Raw genomic sequence first — 23,495 nt, 5'->3', positions numbered from 1 at the left:
ATCATTGCTGAGTTTAATTTTTGGAATTTGGAATTTTAGAATTTGGAAATTCTTTTTGTTTTATTCTTCAGTTGCAGTTGGAGCAGCAGCTTCTACAGCAGGAGTTTCAGCAACAGGAGTTGCTTCTACAGCTTCAGCAGCAGGAGTTGCATCACCTTCTTTATCAGAACCTCTATCAGAAAGTCCTTCAGTAATTGCAGCTGTAACTAAAGTTAAAATTTTATCAATTGATTTAGAAGCATCATCATTTGCAGGAATTACATACTCTACTTCACGTGGATCAGAGTTAGTATCAACCATTGCGAAAACTGGAATGTTTAATTTTTGAGCTTCTTTTATTGCGATGTGTTCCGCTTTAATATCAACTACGAACAAAGCAGCTGGTAGTCTAGACATGTCAGCGATTGAACCTAAATTTTTCTCTAATTTAGCACGAAGACGATCAACTTGTAAACGCTCTTTCTTAGAAAGTGTCATGAACGTACCATCTTTCTTCATTTTATCAATAGTAGCCATTTTTTTAACAGCTTTACGGATAGTTACAAAGTTAGTTAGCATTCCACCAGGCCATCTTTCAGTGATGTAAGGCATGTTTGCAGCTTTTGCTTTTTCAGCAACGATGTCTTTTGCTTGTTTTTTGGTAGCAACGAATAATATTTTTCTACCTGATGCAGCGATTTTTTTCAAAGCGTCATTTGCCTCTTCAATTTTTGCTGCAGTTTTATATAGATTGATAATGTGAATACCATTACGTTCCATATAGATGTAAGGAGCCATGTTTGGATCCCATTTTCTAGTCATGTGTCCAAAGTGAACACCTGCTTCTAGTAAGTCTTTAACTTCTATTTTGTTTGCCATTTTTGTTCTAGTTTACGTTCTGTTGATTAGCAATGCACAAATGGCGGTTTCCCGGCTTTATACATTTAGATGCTAAACTATTTCCTACCTCGGTAGGAGAGCAACAACAACTGTGTTTTTTAAATTCAATAATAAATTGATACTGTCCTGTACATAGTGTACAAGACAGGTAATATTAACGTTTAGAGAATTGGAATCTCTTACGAGCTTTCTTCTGACCGAATTTCTTACGTTCAACCATTCTTGGATCTCTTGTTAATAAACCTTCTGGTTTCAATATTCCTCTGTTTTCAGCATTTACTTCACACATAACGCGTGCTAATGCCATTCTTACAGCTTCTGCTTGACCAGTTGAACCACCTCCGTAAACATTAACTTTTACGTCAAAGTTAGTTACATTTTCTGTCATAGACATTGGTTGTAATACTTTGTACTGTAAAGTTGCAGTTGGGAAATAAGTTTCGAATGCTTTTTTGTTTACAGTGATTACTCCTGTTCCTTCTGAAACATAAACACGTGCAACAGCGGTTTTTCTTCTACCGATTTTGTGAATAACTCCCATTATTTAAGATCGTTAAGGTTAACTGTTCTCGGTTTTTGAGCGCCTTGTTTGTGCTCTGAACCTACAACAACATTTAAATTTCTGAAAAGTTCAGCTCCTAATTTGTTTTTAGGTAACATTCCTTTTACTGCTCTTTCTACTAATAATGCAGGGTTTTTTGATTGCAATACTTTAGCAGTTAAAGATCTTTGTCCTCCTGGGTAACCTGTGTGACGAATGTAAGTCTTCTCGTCCATTTTGTTTCCAGTAAGGTTAATTTTTTCTGAGTTGATAACAATTACGTTATCTCCACAGTCAACGTGTGGTGTATAACTTGCTTTGTATTTACCTCTAAGGATCATTGCGATCTTTGAAGCCATACGTCCTAAGTTATGCCCATCAGCATCAACAACGATCCACTCTTTTGTAACGGTGGCTTTGCTTGCTGATTGTGTCTTGTAGCTTAATGCGTCCATAATATTATTTTAATTAAACATTCCATCCCCATAAAGGGGTTGCAAAAGTACAATTAATTATTTTAAATGCAAATACCTTAAAAGATTATTTTAAACTTGTTTTAGTGCTGATTATCAAATGTATATTTAAAATATGCTTCTGTCCTGAAAATTTACAATTTTACTTACCAATAGATTGTTGTCTAGTGGTCTTTTGTTTTTTATAAAATATTGAGTATTTCTTATTTTTTAGAGCCCTATTGTGTATTATATAAACTATTTTTGTTTATACTATGTTTATTATTCTAAACATTGCTTTGTCTCATTAATGGATTTTTTCCATTTTATATATTTAATTTATTTATGAAAGTTAAAGCTACTTTAAAACAAATCGCAAAAGAACTCAATGTTTCTGTTTCTACAGTTTCAAAAGCGCTAAATGATAGTCCGGAGATTAGTGAGTTAACCAAAGTTAAAATTAAGGAATATGCTAAACTTAAAAATTATAAACCCAATGTTATTGGTTTAAATCTTAAAAATAGAAAAACGAAGACTATAGGTGTTATTATTCCAAATATATTAAACTCTTTTTTTGCAAAAGTTTTTAGTGGGATCGAGAAAATTGCAGATGAAAATGGGTACAATGTAATTATGTGTATTTCTAATGAATCGCTAGAAAAAGAAGAGCATACTATGGAAATGTTGAGTAATGGGACTATTGATGGTTTTATTGTTTCGGTTTCTGAAGAGGCACAAAAAAATCAAGAATATGAACATTTTTCTAGAATTATTAATGACGGAACTCCCATTGTTATGTTTGATAGGATTGCCGAAGGTGTTGATTGTGACAAAGTTATAGTAGATGATTTTGATTCTGCTTTGAATGCTACACAACATTTGATAAATCTTGGATGTAAAAACATTGCATTATTGTCTTCTATAGACAATTTGAGTGTGGGTAAATTAAGAGTTCAAGGATATCTAGAAGCTTTAGAAATTAATAATATTCCTGTAAATAAAGATATTATTCTTAGAACTGATTCTGAAGAAAATTTGAATGACAAAATAGAAGGAATTCTTGATAATAATACCATTGACGGAATTTTTGCTTTAGAAGAAACCGATTCTGTTGCCGCATTAAAAATTGGACTTAAAAAAGGATATAAAATACCCGAACAACTTTCTGTAATTGGATTTGCTGACGGCATCTTAGCTTCGAGAAGATTGTCACCGCGATTAACAACAGTAAGCCAACACGGAATAGAAATAGGTGAGGTTGCTGCTAAATTGCTTATTGATAGGTTGGAGTCTAAAGAAGAGCATGTTCCTTATGAAACCAAGGTTATTAAAACTAAACTGAAAGAAAGAGAATCTACCAGGAAGTTATAAAAAACAAAAAAATCCATCGATTAGATGGATTTTTTTTTGGATTATTGTCATTGCGAGAAAGCACACAATCTTATTTAAAATTAATGTGATTGTTTTATTCTTGGTGACAACTAGTTTATCACTGACAACTGACTAGTGCTTTTAATGCGCTTCTAACCAGTTTTTACCTATTCCTATTTCTACTTCTAAAGGCACATCTAGTTTGAAAGCATTTTCCATTTCATGCTTAATCATAGGTTGAATTTTTTCTAATTCAGAGTTATGAACATCAAAAACAAGCTCATCATGTACTTGCAGCAGCATTTTTGATTTCCAATTTTCATTTATTAATTTTTTATGAATATTAATCATTGCAATTTTTATAATGTCAGCGGCACTTCCTTGAATGGGTGCATTTACAGCATTTCGTTCGGCGCCACTTTTTATCATCATGTTGGCAGAGTTAATGTCTTTCAGGTATCTTCTTCTTCCTAAAACAGTTTGAACATATCCGTTTTCTCTAGCAAAATCTACTTGATTGGCCATGTACGATTTTAGTTTCGGATAAGTGTTATAATACGCATCAATCAATTCAGCACTTTCTTTGCGCGAAAGTGAAGTCTGATTCGAAAGTCCAAAGGCAGAAACACCATATATAATTCCGAAATTTACTGTTTTAGCATTGCTACGTTGTTCTTTTGTCACTTCTTCTAAAGGAACGTTGAATACTTTGGCTGCGGTACTTTTATGAATATCTTCGTTGTTTTGAAACGCTTTTATCATGTTTTCTTCACCAGATAAAGCAGCAATAATGCGCAATTCAATTTGGGAATAATCCGCAGAAATTAAGGTGTAATTTTCGTCGCGAGGTATGAACGCTTTACGAATCAAACGGCCTCTTTCCGTTCGAACGGGTATGTTTTGTAAATTCGGATTGTTAGAACTTAAACGTCCTGTAGCAGCGACGGTTTGCATGTAATCAGTGTGTACACGACCCGTTTTTGTATCAACTTGATTGGGTAAAGCATCTATGTAAGTACTTTGCAATTTTACCATTTGGCGCCATTCTAAAATATCTTTTACAATAGGATTGTCGTTTGCTAAATAGGATAAAATTTCTTCTCCAGTTGCATACTGACCTGTTTTAGTTTTCTTTTGTTTGGCTCCACCAATTTTCATTTTGTCAAAAAGGACATCACCTAGTTGTTTTGGGGATGCTAAATTGAATTTTTCACCAGCCGTTTCGTAAATTTTTTGCTCCAGCGCATTGCTTTCTGCCGCCATTTCAACAGACATCGATTTTAGAAAAGGAACATCAAGATTAATTCCTTCTAATTCCATTGCTGCTAAAACGGGAATTAAAGGAATTTCGATCTCCTCAAATAATTTTTTCGTTTCTGCTTTATCCAGAATTGGAGAAAAATTTTGTTTCAATTGATAAGTGATATCTGCATCTTCAGCAGCATATTCTTTAATCTCTTCTAATGCAACATCGCGCATTGATTTTTGGTTTTTCCCTTTTTTTCCAATTAATTCTTCAATTGATTTGGGTGAATATTTTAAATACGTTTCTGATAAAATATCCATATTATGACGCATATCAGGATTAATTAAATAATGTGCAATCATCGTGTCAAAAAGTTTTCCTTTAATTTCAACGCCGTATTGTGCTACTATTTTTAAATCGTATTTTATGTTTTGTCCAATTTTCTCTATCGATTCACTTTCGAAAAAAGGTTTAAATTTATCAATAAGAAGCTGTGTTTCTTCTCGATTTTCTGGAAACGGAACATAAAATGCTTTTCCTTTTTCCCAAGCGAAAGAGATTCCTACTAATTCTGCATTTAAAGCATCAATTCCAGTTGTTTCTGTATCAAAACAAACCGAAGTTTGCTTCATTAAATTCTGTATAAAAAGCTTTACTCCTAAATCTCCTTGAACATAAGTGTAGTTGTGGTCCGTATTTTCTAATGTTGCATAGAAAGAATTTGATTTTACTTCATCGTTATTTTCTTCAGAAAAGCCAAACAAATCAAACTGTTCTTCATTGGTTTTTTTTGCAGGTAATTTTTTTGAAGTTTTTTCATCAGTACCGTCACTAGTTTCATTTTCTGCTGCAGAAGGATTGTATAATTTGTCAAATTGCGCTTTCATTTGACGAAATTCTAGTTCCTGAAATAAAGCATCAGTTTTTTCTACGTCAGGTTTTGATAATTCATAATCATCCTCATTAAACTGAACGGGACAATCCAATAATATAGTGGCCAAGGTTTTAGATAGTAATCCTTTTTCTTTATTGGCTTCTATATTTTCCTTCATTTTTCCTTTTAGTTTATCCGTATTGGCTAAAAGGTTTTCCATGGTTCCAAATTCCTTCAATAATTTTTTAGCAGTCACTTCTCCTACTCCTGGAAGTCCGGGAATATTATCTGCAGCATCTCCCATCATTCCCAGAAAATCTATTACTTGGTCAGGTCTCTCGATTTCAAATTTAGCTAAGACTTCTGGAACGCCCCATATTTCTATACCGTTGCCCATTCTAGCGGGTTTGTACATAAAAATGTTTTCGGAAACTAACTGAGCAAAATCCTTATCGGGTGTAACCATAAAAACTTGGTAGTTTTGTTTTTCTGCCTGTTTTGCAATCGTGCCTATCAAGTCATCAGCTTCAAATCCAGAAACTTCTATAATAGGAATATGCATTGCGGTCAATAAATCTTGAATGTAAGGAATTGCAATCTTTATAGCTTCGGGAGTGGCGTCACGGTGCGCTTTATATTCCGGGAAAATATCATTTCGTAATTGACTTCCGCCTTTATCAAAAGCTACAGCTAAATGATCTGGTTTTTCTCTTTTTATGACATCCATTAAGGAGTTCATAAAACCCATTATAGCCGAAGTATCCATTCCTTTAGAATTAATTCTTGGGTTTTTTATAAAGGCATAATAACCTCTAAAAATTAAAGCGTAAGCATCCAGTAAGAATAAGCGTTTTTGTTGTGACATGAGTATTATTTTGTATAGTTTTCAAAAGTACAAAATTGCATAGATAAAGAAGTGTAGGTTTGGTTTATTTATCTAAGATCGTTTGTTTAGGTATAGCTTTTAATGCTGTTTTTTTGTACTAAATTATGATTGTTCTTAGTTTTAGAGCTAGTTTTTTTTGTTTAATAAAAAATATTTAAGTTTTTGCAATAGGCTTTTGTTGTAACCTAGAAACAGTAGTGTTTTTAAATTTAATCAGATTATCCCTTATACGAAAGTGTATATTTAGTTAAATTTAGATTAATAAAAACCAATTGTGTTTTCTTAATTTGTTATTTTGTTTAAAATTAAATTAAAATGATCTTTCGTTTCGCGCTGCTATTTGTTATTGTTACTATTGTCGAATTATATACTTTTCAAGCCTTAAAAACGCTCATAAGATCGAGGCCAGTTTTGATCGTAGTAGAGAGTTTGAGTATTTTATTTCTGATATATATTGTTTATTCTTTAATGCAATTTGATCGTAGTGTAGGTCAAACACATCAAACAATGATTACGATGGCGCTATTGCTGATCGTTTATGTGCCAAAATTAATTTTGACGTTATTTTTATTAGGCGAAGATATTTTTAGATTAGGTGCCGGAACCGTTAATTACTTTATTAATTATGATAAAGAAGCTGATTTTTTTGAATCGCGACGCAAGTTCGTTAGTCAAATTGGTTTAGGAATTGCTACTATTCCATTTCTGTCTTTGATTTACGGTGTAACTGTTGGAAAATATAATTACAAAGTGATCAAACAACGTATTTTCTTTCCTGATTTGCCAGAAGATTTTGATGGTTTTACTATTACTCAAATATCAGATGTTCACAGCGGTAGTTTTGACAATGCTGAAAAGATAAATTATGCAATTGATTTGGTAAATGAGCAAAATTCAGACTTGATTTTGTTTACCGGAGATATTGTCAACACACATGCAAAAGAAATGCATCCTTGGATTGAAACGTTTAATAGAATTAAAAAACACGAGTATGGCAAATATGCGGTACTTGGGAATCATGATTATGGTGAATACGTAACATGGCCTAATGAGACAGCAAAAGAAGAAAATTTCAAAGCAATTAAAAACTTATATGGTCAAATAGGTTTCGATTTGATGTTGAATGAACATACTTTTATTCAAAAAGGGGATTCTAAAATAGCATTGGTAGGAGTAGAGAATTGGGGTCATAATTTTAAGCAAGCAGGAGATTTAAACAAAGCTGCGGGAGTATTGCAAAAAGAAGATTTTAAAATTTTGATGAGTCATGATCCCTCTCATTGGGATCATGTAGTACAACACGATAAAAAACATTACCAATTAACACTTTCAGGTCATACGCACGGTATGCAATTTGGTATCGAAATTCCTGGCTATTTTAAATGGAGTTTAGCACAATATGTTTATAAGCAATGGGCCGGTTTGTATGAGCATATGGGGAGATACGTTTATGTAAATAGAGGTTTTGGATTTCATGCTTATCCTGGAAGAGTAGGAATTATGCCCGAGATTACCGTTATAGAACTAAAAAGAGGTAGTGGAATTGCCTAATTTAATTTCTATCACAAGTTTTAAATGGTTACATAATAAATAAAAAAAAACTGGTTAAAAATATTATATTTGATATTTATTAGCTTAAATTTTTCATTTTTGATCTTTTTTTACTATTATGCAAGTTCTAATTCTATTAATAGTAGTAAATTAGCGTATATGATTCCCAAAATCTAAAAGATAAACAGACCTTATTATGAAAAAAATTACTTTAAAACGCAACTTTTGGATTTTTGCATTTATGTTTTGCATGGTGCAATCTTATGCCCAAGTAGGAATAGGAACTATAACACCTAATGCTAGTGCTATGCTAGATGTTTCTTCGACAACGAAAGGAATGTTAACTCCTAGAATGACCACAGCTCAAAGATTAGCCATCACAAGTCCTGCTCCAGCAGATGGATTAATCGTTTATGATATAACCTTAAAATCATTTTATTATTATAATACTACTACCTCTTCTTGGAATAGGGTAAATAGTGATGTAAATGGTAGATCTAAATTTAAAAGAATTAAGTCTATAGCTGATTTAGCTCCAGAGAAGGTTGGTTCAACTTATGTTTTAGCAACAGATACTTACTATGAAGTTAACGGAACTATTATAGTAGATTTTCCTATTGATATAAATAACGCTTATTTAGTTGGTTTAGATGCAAACGAAGATAGATTAATCAAAAATTCTGGAACCTTATTTCAAGGTACTCAAGGTGGAACAATAAAAAATATTACAATATCAAAGGCTGCTGGAACTTTACAAGTATTTAATTTAACAGGGGATGCTACTGGAACTCCCTTAGTAGGAACTCAAAATCTAATCGTTAGAGACTGTATAATCGCTGGATGTAATAGTGTTGGTACAATTAGTGGTTTTAATTTAGTGTTTTTTGCAGTGGTACAATACGCTTCAAACACTACAGGGATTACGTACTCTAATGTTGCACAACTTTTATTGAGTAATATCGGTTGGTTTGGAAACAATTCTGGTACATTTGAGACATTTTCGGGTAGTTTTAATTTATTGCAAAAATTAGGAGGATTTAGTGATGTTAAGTCTGGTGCGATTGGAGTTGATGTGTCTTCAAATCCTACCATCAATAGTGATGCAGTTATGGAATCTGTTGTTTTTACAGGAGCATCTACTCAATATGTTAATCCTTACACATTAGGAACTTATTCCGGTTATAATTTTAATAATAGTTGGAATGTTAGGTCTGCAGGTATTCCTAATGAAACCGATGCTGATGCAGGTGGAGGTTTTTCAATGGATTATGGAGTTGGGACAGGAATATCGGTATCCACAAATAATTCAAATCCAAGTAATATTGTTAAGGTTGGTACTGGCACTACTATTTCTCCAACCTCTAATTTATTTAGATTTTCATCGGATAGTCCAAATAGATTGAGATACTTAGGTAAAAAGAAAAGAATTTTTCAAGTTTCTGGATCAATTTCTATTCAAGTTCCAGGTGCTGCAACTTACATTGTTTACCTTGCTAAAAACGGAACTGCTGTAACACAATATAAAGTTTATGGTAGAGGTCAAGTAGCTAACGATATATTAGTTCTTCCTATGAATGCTAACATTGAATTAAATAACAATGATTATATTGAAGTATTTATTCAAAGATTTACAGGTGTAACTGGGGATCCGATAGTTCCTAATCTTACAATTATTGTTAGATAATTTTTATAAAATATAATATTAAATAAATTATTTTAGTATAAATAATTTTAAGTAATAGATTTACATTGGCAAATTGTCATTATAAATTATTTATTATTAATAAAATCAAATTTATGTCAAAATTTGGAGAACTTATAAATACGCAAGTCCCCGTGTTAATTGATTTTTACACCGAGTGGAACGAACCATCAGTATCTATGCATCCTGTAATAAGAGATGTTGCAGCTGCTCTTGGAGATAAAGCAAAAGTTATTAAAATAGATGTTGATAAAAATCAAGAGTTGGCCGAGGCACTTCGTATAAAAGGAGTGCCCACTTTAATGATTTATAAGCAAGGTCAAATGATATGGAGACAGTCGGGTGAGTTAGATGCTAATACTCTTATTGGTATTGTTCAAGATCAGTTATAGCATTTTATAAAATACCACAAGTAAAATTATTTTGTTTTAAATATTCTAATGTTTTGGGTAATGCATATTCTAAGTTATTAGAAGCTTTGATGCTGTCATGAAAAACAATAATGCTACCTGATTTTATATTGGTCAATACGTTTTCTAAACATTTTTCTTTAGAAATAAATGGATCAAAGTCGGCACTTAATATGTCCCACATTATTATTTTATATCCTAATTGCCTAATCGCTCTATATTGGGCATTTTTTAGCTTTCCATAAGGCGGCCTAAAAAGTTTTGATTGTAGATTGTTCTTTTTTTTAAGACTGTGCTGCAATTTTTCTTCACATTTCTTAATGTTGTCTAAATAGATTTTGTTTTTTGTTTTCCAGCCGTTCAAATGATTGTAGGTGTGGTTTCCTATACCATGACCATCGTCTTCAATTTTTTTAAATACCGCTGGATTTTTATCGATATTATCGCCAATGCAAAAAAAAGTGGCTTTAGCATTATATCCCTTTAGTGTTTCTATAACCCACTGGGTAACTTCAGGAATTGGTCCATCATCAAACGTGAGATAAACTGTGTTTTTAGTATTGGTTTTATCCCAAATAAACCCAGAAAATAGCTTTTTAATTATCCAATGTGTGTTTATCCAATATAATTTCATAATTAGAATAATAGAAAATAGTAATTAATTTATAAAACGACTTGCTGAAAATAAAAATGAGTTAATTAGAAATGATTGCAGTTGCCTTTATTTCTAATTAACTCATTTTAAAATTATGTAAAGTAATTACTCTTTTTCACGTTCAAAACGTTCGAACATCTTTATGTAAGTATTAAAAGTAATTTTATTTTTATTGTAGAAATCTAAATCTCCATTTTCCTTCATCACTTGCAATAAACTTCTGTAGCGCTCAATGTCAATAATAATTGGTGTAGCAATACTACTTTGTTCTGAAGCTTTTAGCTTGCCGTAATAATTAAGGTTTTCTTGGTATTTACCAATAAGCTTTTGGAGTAATTGTTGTGCTTTTTGTTTTTCTCCAATTTTATAATAGCCGCCAGCGTAAGGTTCGACTAAGGAATAATATCCAAAATTATCAATAGGCATTTTTGTCATAGCCAAATCGATTATTTTTTTAGCTTTATCTTTTTTTCCTTCAAGAATCAGCTGATTCATTAATCTAGAAAGATAAGAGCGATAATTAATACTATTTTTTCTTGTTTCTGGGTCATGGTATATTTTCGGACTATCGCTATTTCCCCAATCCCATTCCATTACTTTAGAGTACATCTTATCAGCATCTACTTGACCCATTTCTAGTGGACTAGCATCTTTTGCTAAAGCTGTTTTTACAGGTACTAATTTATAAACCATTCCTTCTAATTGCAGGTATTCCTTCATCCAGATGTAATCTTCATTGTCAAAAGCACCACCGCTAAAATAAATTGGTCTTTTCCAATTGTTGTTGGCTACAATGTCAAGCATCATTAACCTGTTTTTATATAATGCGTTTCCTTTAATGTCAATATCAATATAAGGAACAATAGAATCGTTGAATTGCGCAGAAACTACTTTGTTTTTTATAATTATGTTTTTATCTACAGGAATTCTAATTTTATTGGTTGGATAAAAATGAATAGTTTGTCCGTTTTGCATTTCAACTGTCGATTTTGGATTTTTGATAAAGTCCATAAAATCTTTTATATCCCATCGACTTTGCACCTTAGGAATATAAGCTACATAATCCAAATTATCACCTACATATTGTTCGTGTGTAAATGAAATAGGCAAAGGTTCTGCTTCATAGGTTTTAGTTTTCATCTGATCAATATACCAATCAGTCATAAAAAGACTAGTATTTACTATTTTAACATCAGTTCTAACTCCTTCTATCTCTTGGGCATACCATAAAGGGAAAGTGTCGTTATCGCCAATTGTAAATAATATAGCGTTAGGGTCACAAGAAGTAAGATATGCTTTTGCAATTGCAGTAGCAGTATATTTTCCAGAACGATCGTGATCATCCCAGTTTTGAGAAGCCATTAGTACTGGAGCGGCTAATAAACTTGCTGCAATAATAAGCGGACCTGCTATTTTGGGAGCTAAATATTTTTGCGCACTTTCATACAATGCGTAAACTCCAAATCCAATCCAGATCGCAAATACATAAAAAGAACCAACTAAGGCGTAATCTCGTTCTCGAGGTTCAAAGGGCCTTTCGTTCAAGTAAATTTTTAATGCTATACCGGTAAAAAGAAATAAAGCGAGTAAGACATAAAAGCTTTTTAAATCTTTGTTAGCGTGATACATTAATCCAATAAGTCCCAGAATAAACGGTAAAAAGAAATAGACATTACGACCTTTGTTATTAAGTACATCAGACGGTAAGTTATCTTGACTTCCTAAATGTAAGTTATCTATAAAGGAGATCCCGCTTAACCAGTTGCCATCTAAGTAATCATACCTTCCTTGAATGTCGTTCTGACGGCCAACAAAGTTCCACATCAAATACCTCCAGTACATATAACCAAATTGATACTCGACCATAAACCCAAGGTTGTCTACAGTTGTAGGCTTATCAACAATTAAATAATTACTATAGCTTTTTAGGAATTTGATATACCCTTCGTTGTCAATCTGTTTTTGGGCATAAGCATGTCTAAATTCGTTTATCGTTTTTTCAGTTTCCTGTTTCAGTTGAGCAATTGCCTTGTTGTAATCTTCTTCACTTAATTGGCTAGCATCAATACCGTACTTAGCTAAATCCTCTTCATACGGATAATCAGGGTTAAATCTGAAAGTAGGAGGATTTGTAAAGTTCATGTAGTTTTCAATATGTCCATCACTCCACATTCTTGGTAAAAATGTTTTATGATTATCATCAGAATTTTGTCCGGCATTTTTGTAATTATTTACAATAACATATTTTCCTGTTTTATAATCTCTCTCGTAGTTAGGAGCTTTGTCTAGGTAAGGATTGTTTTTGTCAAGTCCTGCAAAATTCTCTGTGTATTGAGGTCCGTAAAACAAAGGATTGACTCCGTATTGTTCTCTGTTATAATAGGCTAGAACTTCACGTGCATCCGAAGGTTTATTTTCATTAATTACAGTATTTGCATTTGCACGTACCGGAAGCATAATCCAAGTAGAGAAACCAATCAAGATAAAAAGGATACAAAGTATAAGAGTATTGTAAGTTACTAACCCTTTTTTATTGGTGTATTTTAAACCAAAGTAAAACAAGGCAATTAACAAAATAGCTACAAAAAGAGTTCCAGAATCAAATGGTAAACCTAAACTGTTAACCATAAAAACTTCTGTTTCTCCAAAGAATCCCATTGTCAAAGGCAATAGCAGTTTAAAAATAAAAAGTAAGATTCCAACAACTACAATATTTGCAATAATGAAATTTTTAATCGTTACAACTTTATAATTTTTGAAAAAGTAAAGAAATCCAATTGCAGGAATTGTTAACAAAGCCATAAAGTGAACTCCAAAAGAAAGTCCAACTACAAGAGATATAAGTAGCAACCATCTGTTTCCTCTTGGTGTGTTCATATCTTGTTCCCATCTTAAACCTAACCAGAATAGTAATGCAATAAATAAAGAAGCCATTGCATAAACTTCTGCTTCAACGGCATTAAACCAAAAGCTATCTGAGAATGTGTACGCTAGAGCTCCAACAAATGAGCTTCCTAATACAACGATATCGTTATTTTTATTGGTATTATTTTCTAATGTTTCGTTGTTTTTTGAATCAGAAAAACGAGCAACAAGTTTTCTTAAAATTATTGACGAAGACCAAAACAAGAATAAAATGGTAAAGGCACTAGAGAAAACTGACATCATGTTGACCATTAACGCGATTTTTGTGCTACTTGTAGCAAACATTGCGAAAAAAGCACCAATCATTTGATATAGAGGAGCTCCAGGCGGGTGTCCTACCTCTAGTTTTGCAGCGGTAGCTATGTATTCGCCACAATCCCAAAAACTCATGGTTGGCTCAACTGTCAAAGTATAGGTTAATAATGCGATTCCAAATGTAAACCAACCAATGATTGTATTCCATTTATTGAAATTGAAACTTGCTTTAGCCATGTCGAAAATTTAATTTAAATGTAAGCTACAAAGAAAATGTTTTTTTGTTTATAGAGGTAGTCATTAACAAAATTTTCTGCAAAAGTAATGTATTTTAATAAAGCATTGATTATGAATATCTTTCGTGGAGTTGGCAATATTGATTTTTGAAAAAGTGATTTTTTTTTGATAAAAAGTTGTAAAAAGTTTGTGCAAACTAAAATTTATTCTAAATTTGCACTCGCTAACCGCAATACTGGTCTATGGTGTAATGGTAACACAACTGTTTTTGGTGCAGTCTTTCTAGGTTCGAGTCCTAGTAGACCAACAAAAAACCCCTCAAATTTGAGGGGTTTTTTTATGGAATTTAATCAACTACAATTACTTTTTTTTAAATCGCTTTTTTTTAATTTATTAAAGTTTTGAGGTTTTGCTTGTAATGAAGTTTTAAATTTTGAAAGTGATAACAGGTTTGCTAATATGATTTACTAAATCCTCACTGATACTTCCGTTAAAAAAATGTGCCAATCCTGTTCTTCCGTGGGTACAGATCCCAATTAGATCGGCATTTATTTTTTTGCTGAAATTTTTAATACCGTTTTCGATATTGCTGTCATTGAATAAATGTAAAGAGTAGTTTTCTATTTCATAGTTTTTAACGAATTCATTCATTTTTTGCTCCGCTTCTAGTGTGTTTTTAAAGCTGTTTGGAGTTGAAATTGTTACTAAGGATAAATTTGCGTTGAAAGCTTTGGTGAATTCTAGCATTTTTTTGAAGGGTATTACGGTTTCTTCTGAAAAATCTGAAGCAAATACGAAGTTTTCAAACTTTAGATCTTTTGCGTCTTTTTTTATCACTAAAACAGGTACTTCAGACATTCTTACTACTTTTTCGGCATTAGATCCAATGAGTATTTCTTCCATTCCTGAGGTTCCATGAGATCCCATTACGATTAGATCGATTTCATTTTTCTTGTTGAATGTTAAAATCCCATCAAACGCCTTTTCAAACTGTACCGAAGTGTAAATTGTAAGTCCGTCTAAGTAAGGTTGCTCTGTTATTTTTTGTAATTTTTCATTTGCTTTTTTTATAAACAACATTACTTCGGGAATGCTGCTTCCTGCTGTAATAGCATCGTTCATTTGGTTAGGTAAATCTAATAAATGCAACAAATAGATTTCTGAATTGTTTTTTTTGGCGATTAAAGCTGCTGTCTTTAGTGCATTTTCTGCATATTCAGAAAAATCAGTTGGGACTAAAATGCGTTTCATAGTTAAAAAGTGTTAAATTATGGAGAAAATACTTATTTATTTCCGTAAATAAAGGTAAGGATTTTTTTTAAAGCAACCGATTATTTTAGTTAATAAAAAAAAACACTATATTTGCACCGTTATTTATTAAAATCTAGATAATGAGGGGACTAATATGTCCCCTCTTTTTATAAAAACTATGACATTTAAAGAAAAAGTAAATACGTTATTGGTAGATTGTCTTTTAGAGAACCCATCAATATTTTTGATAGACCTTGTGGTAACTGATGCTTTTAAGGTAATCGTCAACTTAGATGGTGATGATGGAGTTGCATTACAAGATTGTATTGATGTGAGTCGTTTTATCGATAATAATTTAGACCGAGAGGAGCAAGATTATTCTCTAGAAGTAGCTTCGGTAGGAGTTGGATCACCACTGAAACTAGTAAGACAGTATAAGAAAAATATAGGTCGAACATTGATTGTTAAGACTGAGGGAGAAATAATTGAAGCTGAATTAGTGGATGCTAATGATGATTTTGTAGTTTTGTCTTGGAAAGCAAGAGAGCCTAAAAAGTTAGGAAAAGGCAAGGAGACAGTTCAAAAAGAACTTAAGTTGCCTTATGGAAATATTAAAGAAGCAATTGTTACAGTAACATTTTAATTAAAGAATTCGCATGGAAAACTTAGCATTAATCGATTCATTCTCAGAGTTTAAAGATGATAAACTTATTGATCGTGTAACGCTTATGGCAATTTTAGAAGATGTATTTAGAAATGCATTGAAGAAAAAATACGGATCAGATGATAATTTTGATATTATTATCAATCCAGACAAAGGCGATATGGAGATATGGCAAAGAAGGGTTATCGTTGCTGATGAAGACTTAGATTTTGATCATCTTGAAATCACTTTAACAGAAGCTAGAAAAATTGAACCTGATTTTGAAATTGGTGAAGAAGTTTCCGAAGAAGTGAAATTAATTGATTTAGGTAGAAGAGCAATTTTAGCTTTGCGCCAAAACTTAATTTCAAAAATTCATGAACACGATAATACAAATCTTTACAAGCAATTTAAAGATTTAATAGGTGATATTTATACTGCTGAAGTGCACCATGTGCGTCCGAGAGTAGTTATTTTGGTGGATGATGAAGGAAACGAAATCGTTTTACCAAAAGAAAAACAAATTCCTTCTGATTTTTTCCGCAAAGGAGATAACGTTAGAGGAATTATCGAAAGTGTTGAATTGAAAGGAAATAAACCTCAAATTATTATGTCTAGAACTTCAGAGAAGTTTTTAGAAAAATTGTTTGAACAAGAAATTCCTGAAGTTTTTGACGGTTTGATCATGGTTAAGAAAGTAGTGAGAATCCCAGGTGAAAAAGCAAAAGTAGCTGTAGATTCTTATGACGATCGTATTGATCCTGTTGGAGCTTGTGTTGGTATGAAAGGTTCTCGTATTCATGGAATTGTTCGTGAATTAGGAAATGAAAATATTGATGTTATCAATTATACAAGTAATATTCAATTGTTTATTACTAGAGCATTAAGTCCAGCAAAAGTTTCTTCTATCAAAATTAATGAGGAAACAAAAAGAGCAGAAGTTTTCTTGAAGCTTGAAGAAGTTTCAAAAGCTATTGGTCGTGGTGGGCATAATATAAAATTAGCGGGTCTTTTGACTGGTTATGAGTTAGATGTTATTCGCGAAGGCGATGTTGCTGGTGCAACAGCTGATGAGGATGATGTCGAATTAACGGAGTTTTCAGATGAAATTGAAAGCTGGGTTATTGAAGAATTCGCAAAAATTGGTTTGGATACTGCAAAAAGTATTTTGAAACAAGATGTGGATGATTTAGTGAGAAGAACAGACCTAGAAGAGGAAACGATTTTAGATGTAATGAGAATATTGAAAGAAGAATTTGACAGTTAGTCAATAGTTCTTCAACGATAAACATGCCGCTTTACAATGAATTCTTGCTCGGTAGGTATCGGGTTAGAAGTAAAGCGAGGAATAACAAAAAAGATAATAATAAAAAGGTTTTATGTCTGAAGAGAGAATTATTAGAATAAACAAAGTTTTAAGGGAATTGAATATTTCTTTGGAAAGAGCTGTGGATTATCTAAAAGATAAAGGAATTGCTATTGAGTCAAATCCAAACACAAAAATTTCTGATGATGTATACAATGTCTTGTGCGGTGAATTTGCAGGCGACAAAGGGAATAAAGAAGCTTCTAAAGAAGTAGGGGAAGAGAAAAGAAAAGAAAAAGAGGCTTTGCGTTTAGAGCGTGAAAAAGAAATTGAAGACAAGCGTAGAGCGGAAGAAGATCGTCTTAAACAACAGGAAGTTATAAAAGCGAGAGCGGTTATATCAGGTCCAGTTCAAGTAGGAAAGATTGACTTAAGTCCTAAGAAACCTTCAATTATTTCTCCAGCAAAAGCTGTAGAAAAAGTAGAAACTCCAATTGCTAAAGCTCCTGAAGTGAAGCAAACGGTGAATGAAGCTACTCCTGAGAAAGTTTCAGTTGAAAAACCGGTACAAGAAAAACCTTTAAGCGAAAAAAGTGCTTCAGACAAAAAAGAGGTAAAACCTGTTGTTGAAATTAAAGAGGTTAAAGAAGACGCATCAAAAGAAGTTGCTCCTGAAGCAAAAGCAGTTGCTAAAGCAGAAGTTGTAAAAACTGATGAAGCTCCAGTTGATGAAACAATTACTACACAATATCAAAAATTGTCTGGTACTACTTTGACAGGTCAAATTATTGATTTATCTCAATTCAACAAGCCAAAAAAGAAAAAAGAAGAGCCTAAGATTACTCCAAATAAACCGGGAGCTCCAGGATCTGCTGCGGCAAATGCTAATAAAAATAAACGTAAAAGGATAGCTCCAAAACCGGGTGCTCCTAGACCACCTGCGACTCCTGGAGTTCCTGGTGCACCAAATCCTAATAAGATTACTCCTAATGTAGGAGGAGGAGGTTTTAATGCAAATAGAAGTGCTAGACCTGGTTTTGTAAAAGGAAATAGACCTGCTATTGTTGCTAAAGTTGAGCCAACAGAAGAAGAAGTTAAAAATCAAATTAGAGAAACTTTAGAAAAACTACAGGGTAAAGGTGGAAAATCTAAAGCGGCTAAATATAGAAGAGATAAAAGAGATACGCACCGTCAGAAATCAGATGATGAGCAAAGAGCTATTGATGAAGGAAGTAAAACTATTAAAGTTACTGAATTTGTTACTGTAGGGGAGATTGCTATTATGATGGATGTGCCAATTACTAAAGTTATTGGTACGTGTATGTCACTTGGAATCATGGTTACCATGAACCAACGTTTAGATGCAGAAACATTAACTATTGTAGCTGATGAATTTGGTTACGAAGTTGAGTTTATTACGGTAGACATTGAAGAAGCAATTCAAGTTGTTGAAGACAGAGAGGAAGACTTAGTTTTTAGAGCGCCTATTGTAACTGTGATGGGTCACGTCGATCACGGTAAAACATCTTTACTAGATTACATCCGTAAGGAAAATGTTATTGCAGGAGAATCTGGAGGAATTACACAGCACATTGGTGCCTACGGAGTAACATTAGATAACGGACAAAAAATTGCATTCTTAGATACTCCTGGTCACGAAGCGTTTACAGCGATGCGTGCACGTGGAGCTCAAGTTACCGATATCGCAATTATTGTGATTGCAGCTGATGATGACATCATGCCGCAAACTAAAGAAGCAATTAGCCACGCTCAAGCAGCTAATGTTCCTATTATTTTCGCTATCAACAAAATTGATAAACCTAACTCTAATGTTGAGAAAATAAAAGAGAAATTAGCAGGTATGAATTTACTTGTTGAAGACTGGGGTGGTAAAATTCAATCACATGATATTTCTGCAAAAGTAGGAACAGGTGTGAAAGAGTTACTAGAGAAAGTATTGTTAGAAGCAGAATTGCTTGATTTGAAGTCGAATCCAAATAAAGCGGCACAAGGAACAGTTGTTGAGGCTTTCTTAGATAAAGGAAAAGGATATGTTTCTACAATTTTAGTTCAAAATGGTACTTTAAAAGTAGGAGATTATATGCTTGCAGGTAAACATCATGGTAAAATTAAAGCCATGCATGATGAACGTGGTAATATTGTAACTGTTGCAGGTCCTTCTACTCCAGTATCCGTTTTGGGTCTTGATGGAGCAGCTACTGCAGGAGATAAGTTCAATGTGTTTGAAGAAGAAAAAGAAGCGAAACAAATTGCTTCTAAACGCTCTCAATTAATGCGTGAACAATCAGTACGTACACAGCGTCATATTACTTTAGATGAAATTGGACGTAGAATTGCTTTAGGTCAATTTAAAGAATTGAATATTATCCTTAAAGGAGATGTTGATGGATCAGTTGAAGCATTATCTGATTCGTTCTCTAAATTATCTACTGAAGAAATTCAAATTAATATTATACATAAAGGGGTAGGTGCAATTACAGAGACTGACGTTATGTTAGCTTCTGCATCAGATGCAATTATTATCGGATTTAATGTTCGACCTGCCGGAAATGCTCGACAATTAGCTGATAAAGAAGAAATCGATATCCGTTATTACTCTATTATCTATGCTGCAATTGATGACTTAAAAGATGCAATGGAAGGAATGTTAGCTCCTGAAATGAAAGAAGAAGTTCTGGGTACTGCTGAAATTAGAGAGATATTCAAAATTTCTAAAGTAGGTTCTATTGCAGGTTGTATGGTTATGGATGGTAAAATCGTCAAAAATGCTAAAATGCGAATCATTAGAGAAGGCGTTGTTGTCTTCACAGGTGAGTTGTTAGCATTGAAACGTTTCAAGGATGATGTAAAAGATGTAGCTAAAGGTTATGACTGTGGTATTCAAATAAAAGGATACAATGATATCGAAGAAAGAGATGTTATTGAGTCATATCATGAAGTAGCAATCAAAAAGAAATTGAAATAGTATTTCATTCTATTTTTATATAAAAATCCCGATTCGTCGGGATTTTTTGTTTTTAACGATATAGGTTAATGTATTTTTTTGAGTTTTAAATTGCACTAACAACTAAAATTTTTTTAATAATAATAAATTTTTTTATAAAGTTTTCTGTTAGAATACTAAAATTATTAAGCAGATATGACTCTCCTTTTTTATATATGATAGTGTGGGTGTTTCTGCTTTTTATATTGTGAATTACACAAGAATTTTATTGGCTGTTTTTTTAGTACTTAATAAATCTATTTTTTTTATCCTAAATAATTTCAAATTTCATCATTTTTTTGTTTTGTCTTTTGATTGCTATTAACGAAAAAAAAATAAAAATAAAATTATATGTAGTTGTGAATATTTAAATTCCAATGATAATAAAGTTTTAAAATTTGGGTTGTTAATTCATATCATAGCAGCTTTTTTTTAAACATTTTGATTGAGTTTTTTATCTACAACACAGATTTTTTAACAAATTTTACACTTAAAAACACTAGGATTTTATTTTAAATTAATTGTTCTATTATGTTTCTTTTTTATAAATGTAACTTATTACTTTCATACAAATTCAATTAAAAAGGTAATTGATTCAGACTATGTTTATGAGTAGTAAGTAAAGCTTTTTATAGATTGACTATGTTTTTTTAAAATTTATTATTAAGTGTAAATAATATAAAACTGATGAGTTATTTGTGGTTTTAGTTTTATAATTAATACTTCTCTCATTTTAATTAAAAATTCACTTTAGTTTTTTTTATATTATTATTTCACATTGTAGAAAGTAATACGGATAGGATTATGAATTTAAGATAGTTTTTTTCTTAATTGATTTATTGTTTTCTTTCTATTTGGAAAGTGTTACCGGAACTGAGTTTTGAAATCAGTATTGTAATTTAGTTTTCTTCATTTTTTGAATAAAGCAATAAGGTTTCAATACTTATTATTTGTTTTTATAAAAAGTATTTTTAGGTTAAAATTATTTTTTTTTAATTACCAAAGATTAATATTGATTCAAATTTAGTGTTCCCAATTTTTATATTTTTTTAGCAAAAGAGAGTCATTCAATCAAAAGGATTTAATTGTTAAATGTGTATTAATAAATGATTATAAAATAACATTTTTGATAAATAATAGGTAGTTGGGTAAGGCTATTTATTTTCTTATTTCCCACTTTAAATCGTGTTTTTAGTAGGTATGAAAAGTCAATTTTGTAATTGATGTATTAAAGTAATATTGCATTCTTTTTTTTGTTGCAAAGTGGTTTTTTTTAACCTTTTAATTGCATAATTTATAAAGAATGAATATATGTAAAACAAGAAAACCACCCTAAAGAGTGGTTTTCTTGTTTTAAGAATGTGGTGTTTTGCTATTTGTTAGGTTTTATCAAATGAACATTATTGTATTTTTTTCTAATTTCAATCAAATTGCGTTCCGCATCAATTTTTGTTTTAAAATTTCCAACCCAAACCTTGTAATTGGGTGTAAAGAAAAATATTGTTGCATCAATATCTTTAAATTCTTGTCTAAATTCATTTAATGTGCTTTTTGCTTTTTCGCTATCGCCACTAAATATCTGAATTTGGTATCTTTCGTTTATTGCATTAGAAATATTCGTTTTTCTCTTCTCATTTAGCAATTGTTCAAATTTAGTGTCTTGTTTTACAGTTATGTTTGTAGCTTGTGCGTTTGAGTTATAACAGGAAATAAATAATGTTAGAGCTAAAAAAAAGGCTTTTGTAAGGGCTAAAATTCTCATAATGTGATTGTTTTTGTGCAAAAATAATATTTAATGATTGATGCCAAAGTGTAAATGTTATTTAGAATTGATATAAATTGAAATTAAGACTATTTTAAGGTTTTGAGAATAGTTCTTAAGTCGTATTTTTGTCGAAGTTTTAAAATTAAGGACTAGTTTTTATAATTCAATTAGAAAAAACTATGCCAATTTTTATTAGATAATCAATATAGTTTATGAAAAAGGTGGGTAACCGTAATTCGATCTCAAGGAAATTAATTTTTAGCATAGCTTTTATGTTAACTATTTCCTTTACTTCATTTGCTCAAGAAGCTGATGCTTCAGCTACTTCTGGAAGTGCTGACCCGGTTAAGGGAAAAGAGCTTTTTAATGCAAACTGTGCTGCATGTCACAAGTTGGATGCAAAAGCTACAGGTCCTGCACTTAGAGGTGTTGCAGGTAAATATGATGCTTCATGGCTTCATAAGTGGGTTCGAAACAGTTCTGATTTAATAAAATCGGGAGATGCGCAGGCTGTAAAGGTTTTCGAAGAGAATAATAAAGTGGTTATGTCTGCTTTTCCACAACTTTCTGATGGTGATATTGATAATATCATTGCTTATACCTCTGAGCCTAAAGCTGAGGCTGCCGCTCCTGCTGCAGGAAAAGAAGCTGTTCCTGGAACTGCTGCTTCTGATAGTGGAGTTTCAAATAATATAATTTTAGGCGCTTTGGCACTTGTTATGATTGTTTTGGTAGTTATGTTGTTTTTGGTAAACAAGGTTTTATCTAAAGTAGCTAGTGCAAACGGAATTGTAGTTGCTCCAAAAGCGGCGACAACTCCAATATGGAAAGCATTTGCGAAAAATCAATTCTTGGTTTTAGTAACTTCAATATTTTTATTGTTGGCTAGTGCTTATTTTGTTTATGGTTTTCTGATGCAGATTGGTGTAGATAAAGATTATGCGCCTATTCAGCCTATTCATTTCTCACACAGAATTCATGCTGGTGAAAATGAAGTTAATTGTAAATATTGTCACTCTGCGGCTAGAGTAAGTAAAAATGCAGGTATACCTTCTTTAAATATTTGTATGAACTGCCATAAAGGAATTGGTGAAGTTGCAGAAACTACTGCTACTCCTGAGTACAGCAAAGCTTTTTATGATGAACAGATTCAAAAATTATATACGGCAGTTGGTTGGGATTCTGAAACTCAAAGTTATACTGGTAAAACACAACCTGTAAAATGGGTTCGTATTCATAATTTACCTGATTTTGTGTATTTTAATCACTCTCAGCACGTTACTGTTGCTGGAATTGAATGTCAGACTTGTCACGGTCCAGTTCAAGAATATGAAATACAAAAACAATTCGCTCCATTAACTATGGGTTGGTGTATTGACTGTCATAGAAAAACTGACGTTAAGATGGAAGGGAATGAATATTACACTAAAATTCACGCTGAGCTTTCTAAAAAATACGGAGTTGAGAAATTGACTGCAGCTCAAATGGGAGGTTTAGAATGTGGTAAATGCCATTATTAATCAAATTATTAAGATTTTAATA

General features: G+C 32.1%; 16 protein-coding genes and 1 tRNA gene. 9 read left to right on the top strand and 8 right to left on the bottom strand.

The features are described from left to right. Positions 1-60: 60 nt before the first annotated feature. The 3 genes from rpsB to rplM form a co-directional block, all read right to left on the bottom strand. Positions 61-858, bottom strand: a complete 798-nt coding sequence (gene rpsB, locus J3S90_RS03155; protein WP_210644664.1) for a 30S ribosomal protein S2 — start codon at positions 856-858, stop codon at positions 61-63. Positions 859-1,033: 175 nt separating this feature from the next. After that, a complete protein-coding gene (gene rpsI / locus J3S90_RS03150) occupies positions 1,034-1,420 on the bottom strand; it encodes a 30S ribosomal protein S9 (RefSeq protein WP_039108715.1) in 387 nt (128 codons plus the stop codon). Then, positions 1,420-1,875, bottom strand: a complete 456-nt coding sequence (gene rplM / locus J3S90_RS03145) for a 50S ribosomal protein L13 (RefSeq protein WP_188048911.1) — start codon at positions 1,873-1,875, stop codon at positions 1,420-1,422. Before rplM ends, rpsI begins: the two co-directional genes overlap by 1 nt. Before the next feature lie 342 nt (positions 1,876-2,217). Here rplM and J3S90_RS03140 point away from each other — a divergent pair, with 342 nt between their 5' ends. After that, entirely contained in the window at positions 2,218-3,243 is a 1,026-nt protein-coding gene (locus J3S90_RS03140; RefSeq protein WP_188048910.1) for a LacI family DNA-binding transcriptional regulator, read from the top strand. A 141-nt stretch (positions 3,244-3,384) separates the two neighbouring features. Here the strand turns inward: J3S90_RS03140 and polA are convergent, their stop codons facing one another. Continuing rightward, the gene (gene polA / locus J3S90_RS03135) at positions 3,385-6,228 is read right to left on the bottom strand and encodes a DNA polymerase I (protein ID WP_210644662.1); all 2,844 of its coding nucleotides are present in this window, start codon (positions 6,226-6,228) and stop codon (positions 3,385-3,387) included. Between the two features lie 336 nt (positions 6,229-6,564). Between polA and J3S90_RS03130 the strand changes: the two genes are divergently transcribed. The 3 genes from J3S90_RS03130 (at position 6,565) to J3S90_RS03120 (ending at position 9,894) form a co-directional block, all read left to right on the top strand. Next, a complete protein-coding gene (locus J3S90_RS03130; protein ID WP_210644660.1) occupies positions 6,565-7,800 on the top strand; it encodes a metallophosphoesterase in 1,236 nt (411 codons plus the stop codon). Between the two features lie 196 nt (positions 7,801-7,996). Next, a complete protein-coding gene (locus tag J3S90_RS03125; RefSeq protein WP_210644658.1) occupies positions 7,997-9,484 on the top strand; it encodes a hypothetical protein in 1,488 nt (495 codons plus the stop codon). A 113-nt stretch (positions 9,485-9,597) separates the two neighbouring features. Then, positions 9,598-9,894 (top strand): thioredoxin family protein, encoded by a 297-nt coding sequence (locus J3S90_RS03120; protein WP_210645505.1) that lies wholly within the window; start codon positions 9,598-9,600, stop codon positions 9,892-9,894. 4 nt (positions 9,895-9,898) lie between these two features. Here J3S90_RS03120 and J3S90_RS03115 read toward each other — a convergent pair whose 3' ends face one another. Together J3S90_RS03115 and J3S90_RS03110 are read right to left on the bottom strand one after the other, a co-directional pair. Further along, positions 9,899-10,546 carry a polysaccharide deacetylase family protein gene (locus J3S90_RS03115; RefSeq protein WP_210644656.1) on the bottom strand — a complete coding sequence of 216 codons (648 nt, stop codon included), beginning with the start codon at positions 10,544-10,546 and terminating at the stop codon, positions 9,899-9,901. 126 nt (positions 10,547-10,672) lie between these two features. Then, positions 10,673-13,984: a glycosyltransferase family 117 protein gene (locus J3S90_RS03110; protein ID WP_210644654.1), complete on the bottom strand. Its 3,312-nt coding sequence runs from the start codon at positions 13,982-13,984 to the stop codon at positions 10,673-10,675. A gap of 236 nt (positions 13,985-14,220) precedes the next feature. Between J3S90_RS03110 and J3S90_RS03105 the strand changes: the two genes are divergently transcribed. Beyond that, a tRNA-Gln gene (locus tag J3S90_RS03105) sits at positions 14,221-14,291 on the top strand. A gap of 119 nt (positions 14,292-14,410) precedes the next feature. Here J3S90_RS03105 and J3S90_RS03100 read toward each other — a convergent pair. Beyond that, positions 14,411-15,235: a universal stress protein gene (locus tag J3S90_RS03100; protein ID WP_188048903.1), complete on the bottom strand. Its 825-nt coding sequence runs from the start codon at positions 15,233-15,235 to the stop codon at positions 14,411-14,413. A 178-nt stretch (positions 15,236-15,413) separates the two neighbouring features. Here J3S90_RS03100 and rimP point away from each other — a divergent pair, with 178 nt between their 5' ends. From rimP to infB, 3 genes are all read left to right on the top strand, one after another. Next, positions 15,414-15,878: a ribosome assembly cofactor RimP gene (gene rimP / locus J3S90_RS03095; protein ID WP_210644652.1), complete on the top strand. Its 465-nt coding sequence runs from the start codon at positions 15,414-15,416 to the stop codon at positions 15,876-15,878. A 13-nt stretch (positions 15,879-15,891) separates the two neighbouring features. Next, positions 15,892-17,145 (top strand): transcription termination factor NusA, encoded by a 1,254-nt coding sequence (gene nusA / locus J3S90_RS03090; protein WP_188048901.1) that lies wholly within the window; start codon positions 15,892-15,894, stop codon positions 17,143-17,145. Positions 17,146-17,257: 112 nt separating this feature from the next. Next, a complete protein-coding gene (gene infB, locus J3S90_RS03085; RefSeq protein WP_210644650.1) occupies positions 17,258-20,170 on the top strand; it encodes a translation initiation factor IF-2 in 2,913 nt (970 codons plus the stop codon). Positions 20,171-21,560: 1,390 nt separating this feature from the next. On the opposite strand, the gene J3S90_RS03080 is transcribed toward infB, so the two are convergent. Then, positions 21,561-21,950, bottom strand: coding sequence for an SPOR domain-containing protein (locus J3S90_RS03080; protein WP_210644647.1), 390 nt, complete (start codon positions 21,948-21,950; stop codon positions 21,561-21,563). 215 nt (positions 21,951-22,165) lie between these two features. Between J3S90_RS03080 and J3S90_RS03075 the strand changes: the two genes are divergently transcribed. Beyond that, positions 22,166-23,473 carry a c-type cytochrome gene (locus J3S90_RS03075; RefSeq protein ID WP_188048898.1) on the top strand — a complete coding sequence of 436 codons (1,308 nt, stop codon included), beginning with the start codon at positions 22,166-22,168 and terminating at the stop codon, positions 23,471-23,473. The last annotated feature ends 22 nt before the right edge of the window (positions 23,474-23,495 follow it).

Source organism: Flavobacterium flabelliforme, assembly GCF_017948675.1.
Lineage (GTDB): Bacteria > Bacteroidota > Bacteroidia > Flavobacteriales > Flavobacteriaceae > Flavobacterium > Flavobacterium pygoscelis.
Note: the sequence above shows the minus strand (reverse complement) of the source record. Positions and strands in the feature narration are given on the sequence as shown.

What these genes read in the sequence shown, in the direction of transcription:
- rpsB (WP_210644664.1), bottom strand. Translation starts at nt 858, where the DNA reads ATGGCAAACAAAATAGAAGTTAAAGACTTACTAGAAGCAGGTGTTCAC.
- rpsI (WP_039108715.1), bottom strand. Translation starts at nt 1,420, where the DNA reads ATGGGAGTTATTCACAAAATCGGTAGAAGAAAAACCGCTGTTGCACGT.
- rplM (WP_188048911.1), bottom strand. Translation starts at nt 1,875, where the DNA reads ATGGACGCATTAAGCTACAAGACACAATCAGCAAGCAAAGCCACCGTT.
- J3S90_RS03140 (WP_188048910.1), top strand. Translation starts at nt 2,218, where the DNA reads ATGAAAGTTAAAGCTACTTTAAAACAAATCGCAAAAGAACTCAATGTT.
- polA (WP_210644662.1), bottom strand. Translation starts at nt 6,228, where the DNA reads ATGTCACAACAAAAACGCTTATTCTTACTGGATGCTTACGCTTTAATT.
- J3S90_RS03130 (WP_210644660.1), top strand. Translation starts at nt 6,565, where the DNA reads ATGATCTTTCGTTTCGCGCTGCTATTTGTTATTGTTACTATTGTCGAA.
- J3S90_RS03125 (WP_210644658.1), top strand. Translation starts at nt 7,997, where the DNA reads ATGAAAAAAATTACTTTAAAACGCAACTTTTGGATTTTTGCATTTATG.
- J3S90_RS03120 (WP_210645505.1), top strand. Translation starts at nt 9,598, where the DNA reads ATGTCAAAATTTGGAGAACTTATAAATACGCAAGTCCCCGTGTTAATT.
- J3S90_RS03115 (WP_210644656.1), bottom strand. Translation starts at nt 10,546, where the DNA reads ATGAAATTATATTGGATAAACACACATTGGATAATTAAAAAGCTATTT.
- J3S90_RS03110 (WP_210644654.1), bottom strand. Translation starts at nt 13,984, where the DNA reads ATGGCTAAAGCAAGTTTCAATTTCAATAAATGGAATACAATCATTGGT.
- J3S90_RS03100 (WP_188048903.1), bottom strand. Translation starts at nt 15,235, where the DNA reads ATGAAACGCATTTTAGTCCCAACTGATTTTTCTGAATATGCAGAAAAT.
- rimP (WP_210644652.1), top strand. Translation starts at nt 15,414, where the DNA reads ATGACATTTAAAGAAAAAGTAAATACGTTATTGGTAGATTGTCTTTTA.
- nusA (WP_188048901.1), top strand. Translation starts at nt 15,892, where the DNA reads ATGGAAAACTTAGCATTAATCGATTCATTCTCAGAGTTTAAAGATGAT.
- infB (WP_210644650.1), top strand. Translation starts at nt 17,258, where the DNA reads ATGTCTGAAGAGAGAATTATTAGAATAAACAAAGTTTTAAGGGAATTG.
- J3S90_RS03080 (WP_210644647.1), bottom strand. Translation starts at nt 21,950, where the DNA reads ATGAGAATTTTAGCCCTTACAAAAGCCTTTTTTTTAGCTCTAACATTA.
- J3S90_RS03075 (WP_188048898.1), top strand. Translation starts at nt 22,166, where the DNA reads ATGAAAAAGGTGGGTAACCGTAATTCGATCTCAAGGAAATTAATTTTT.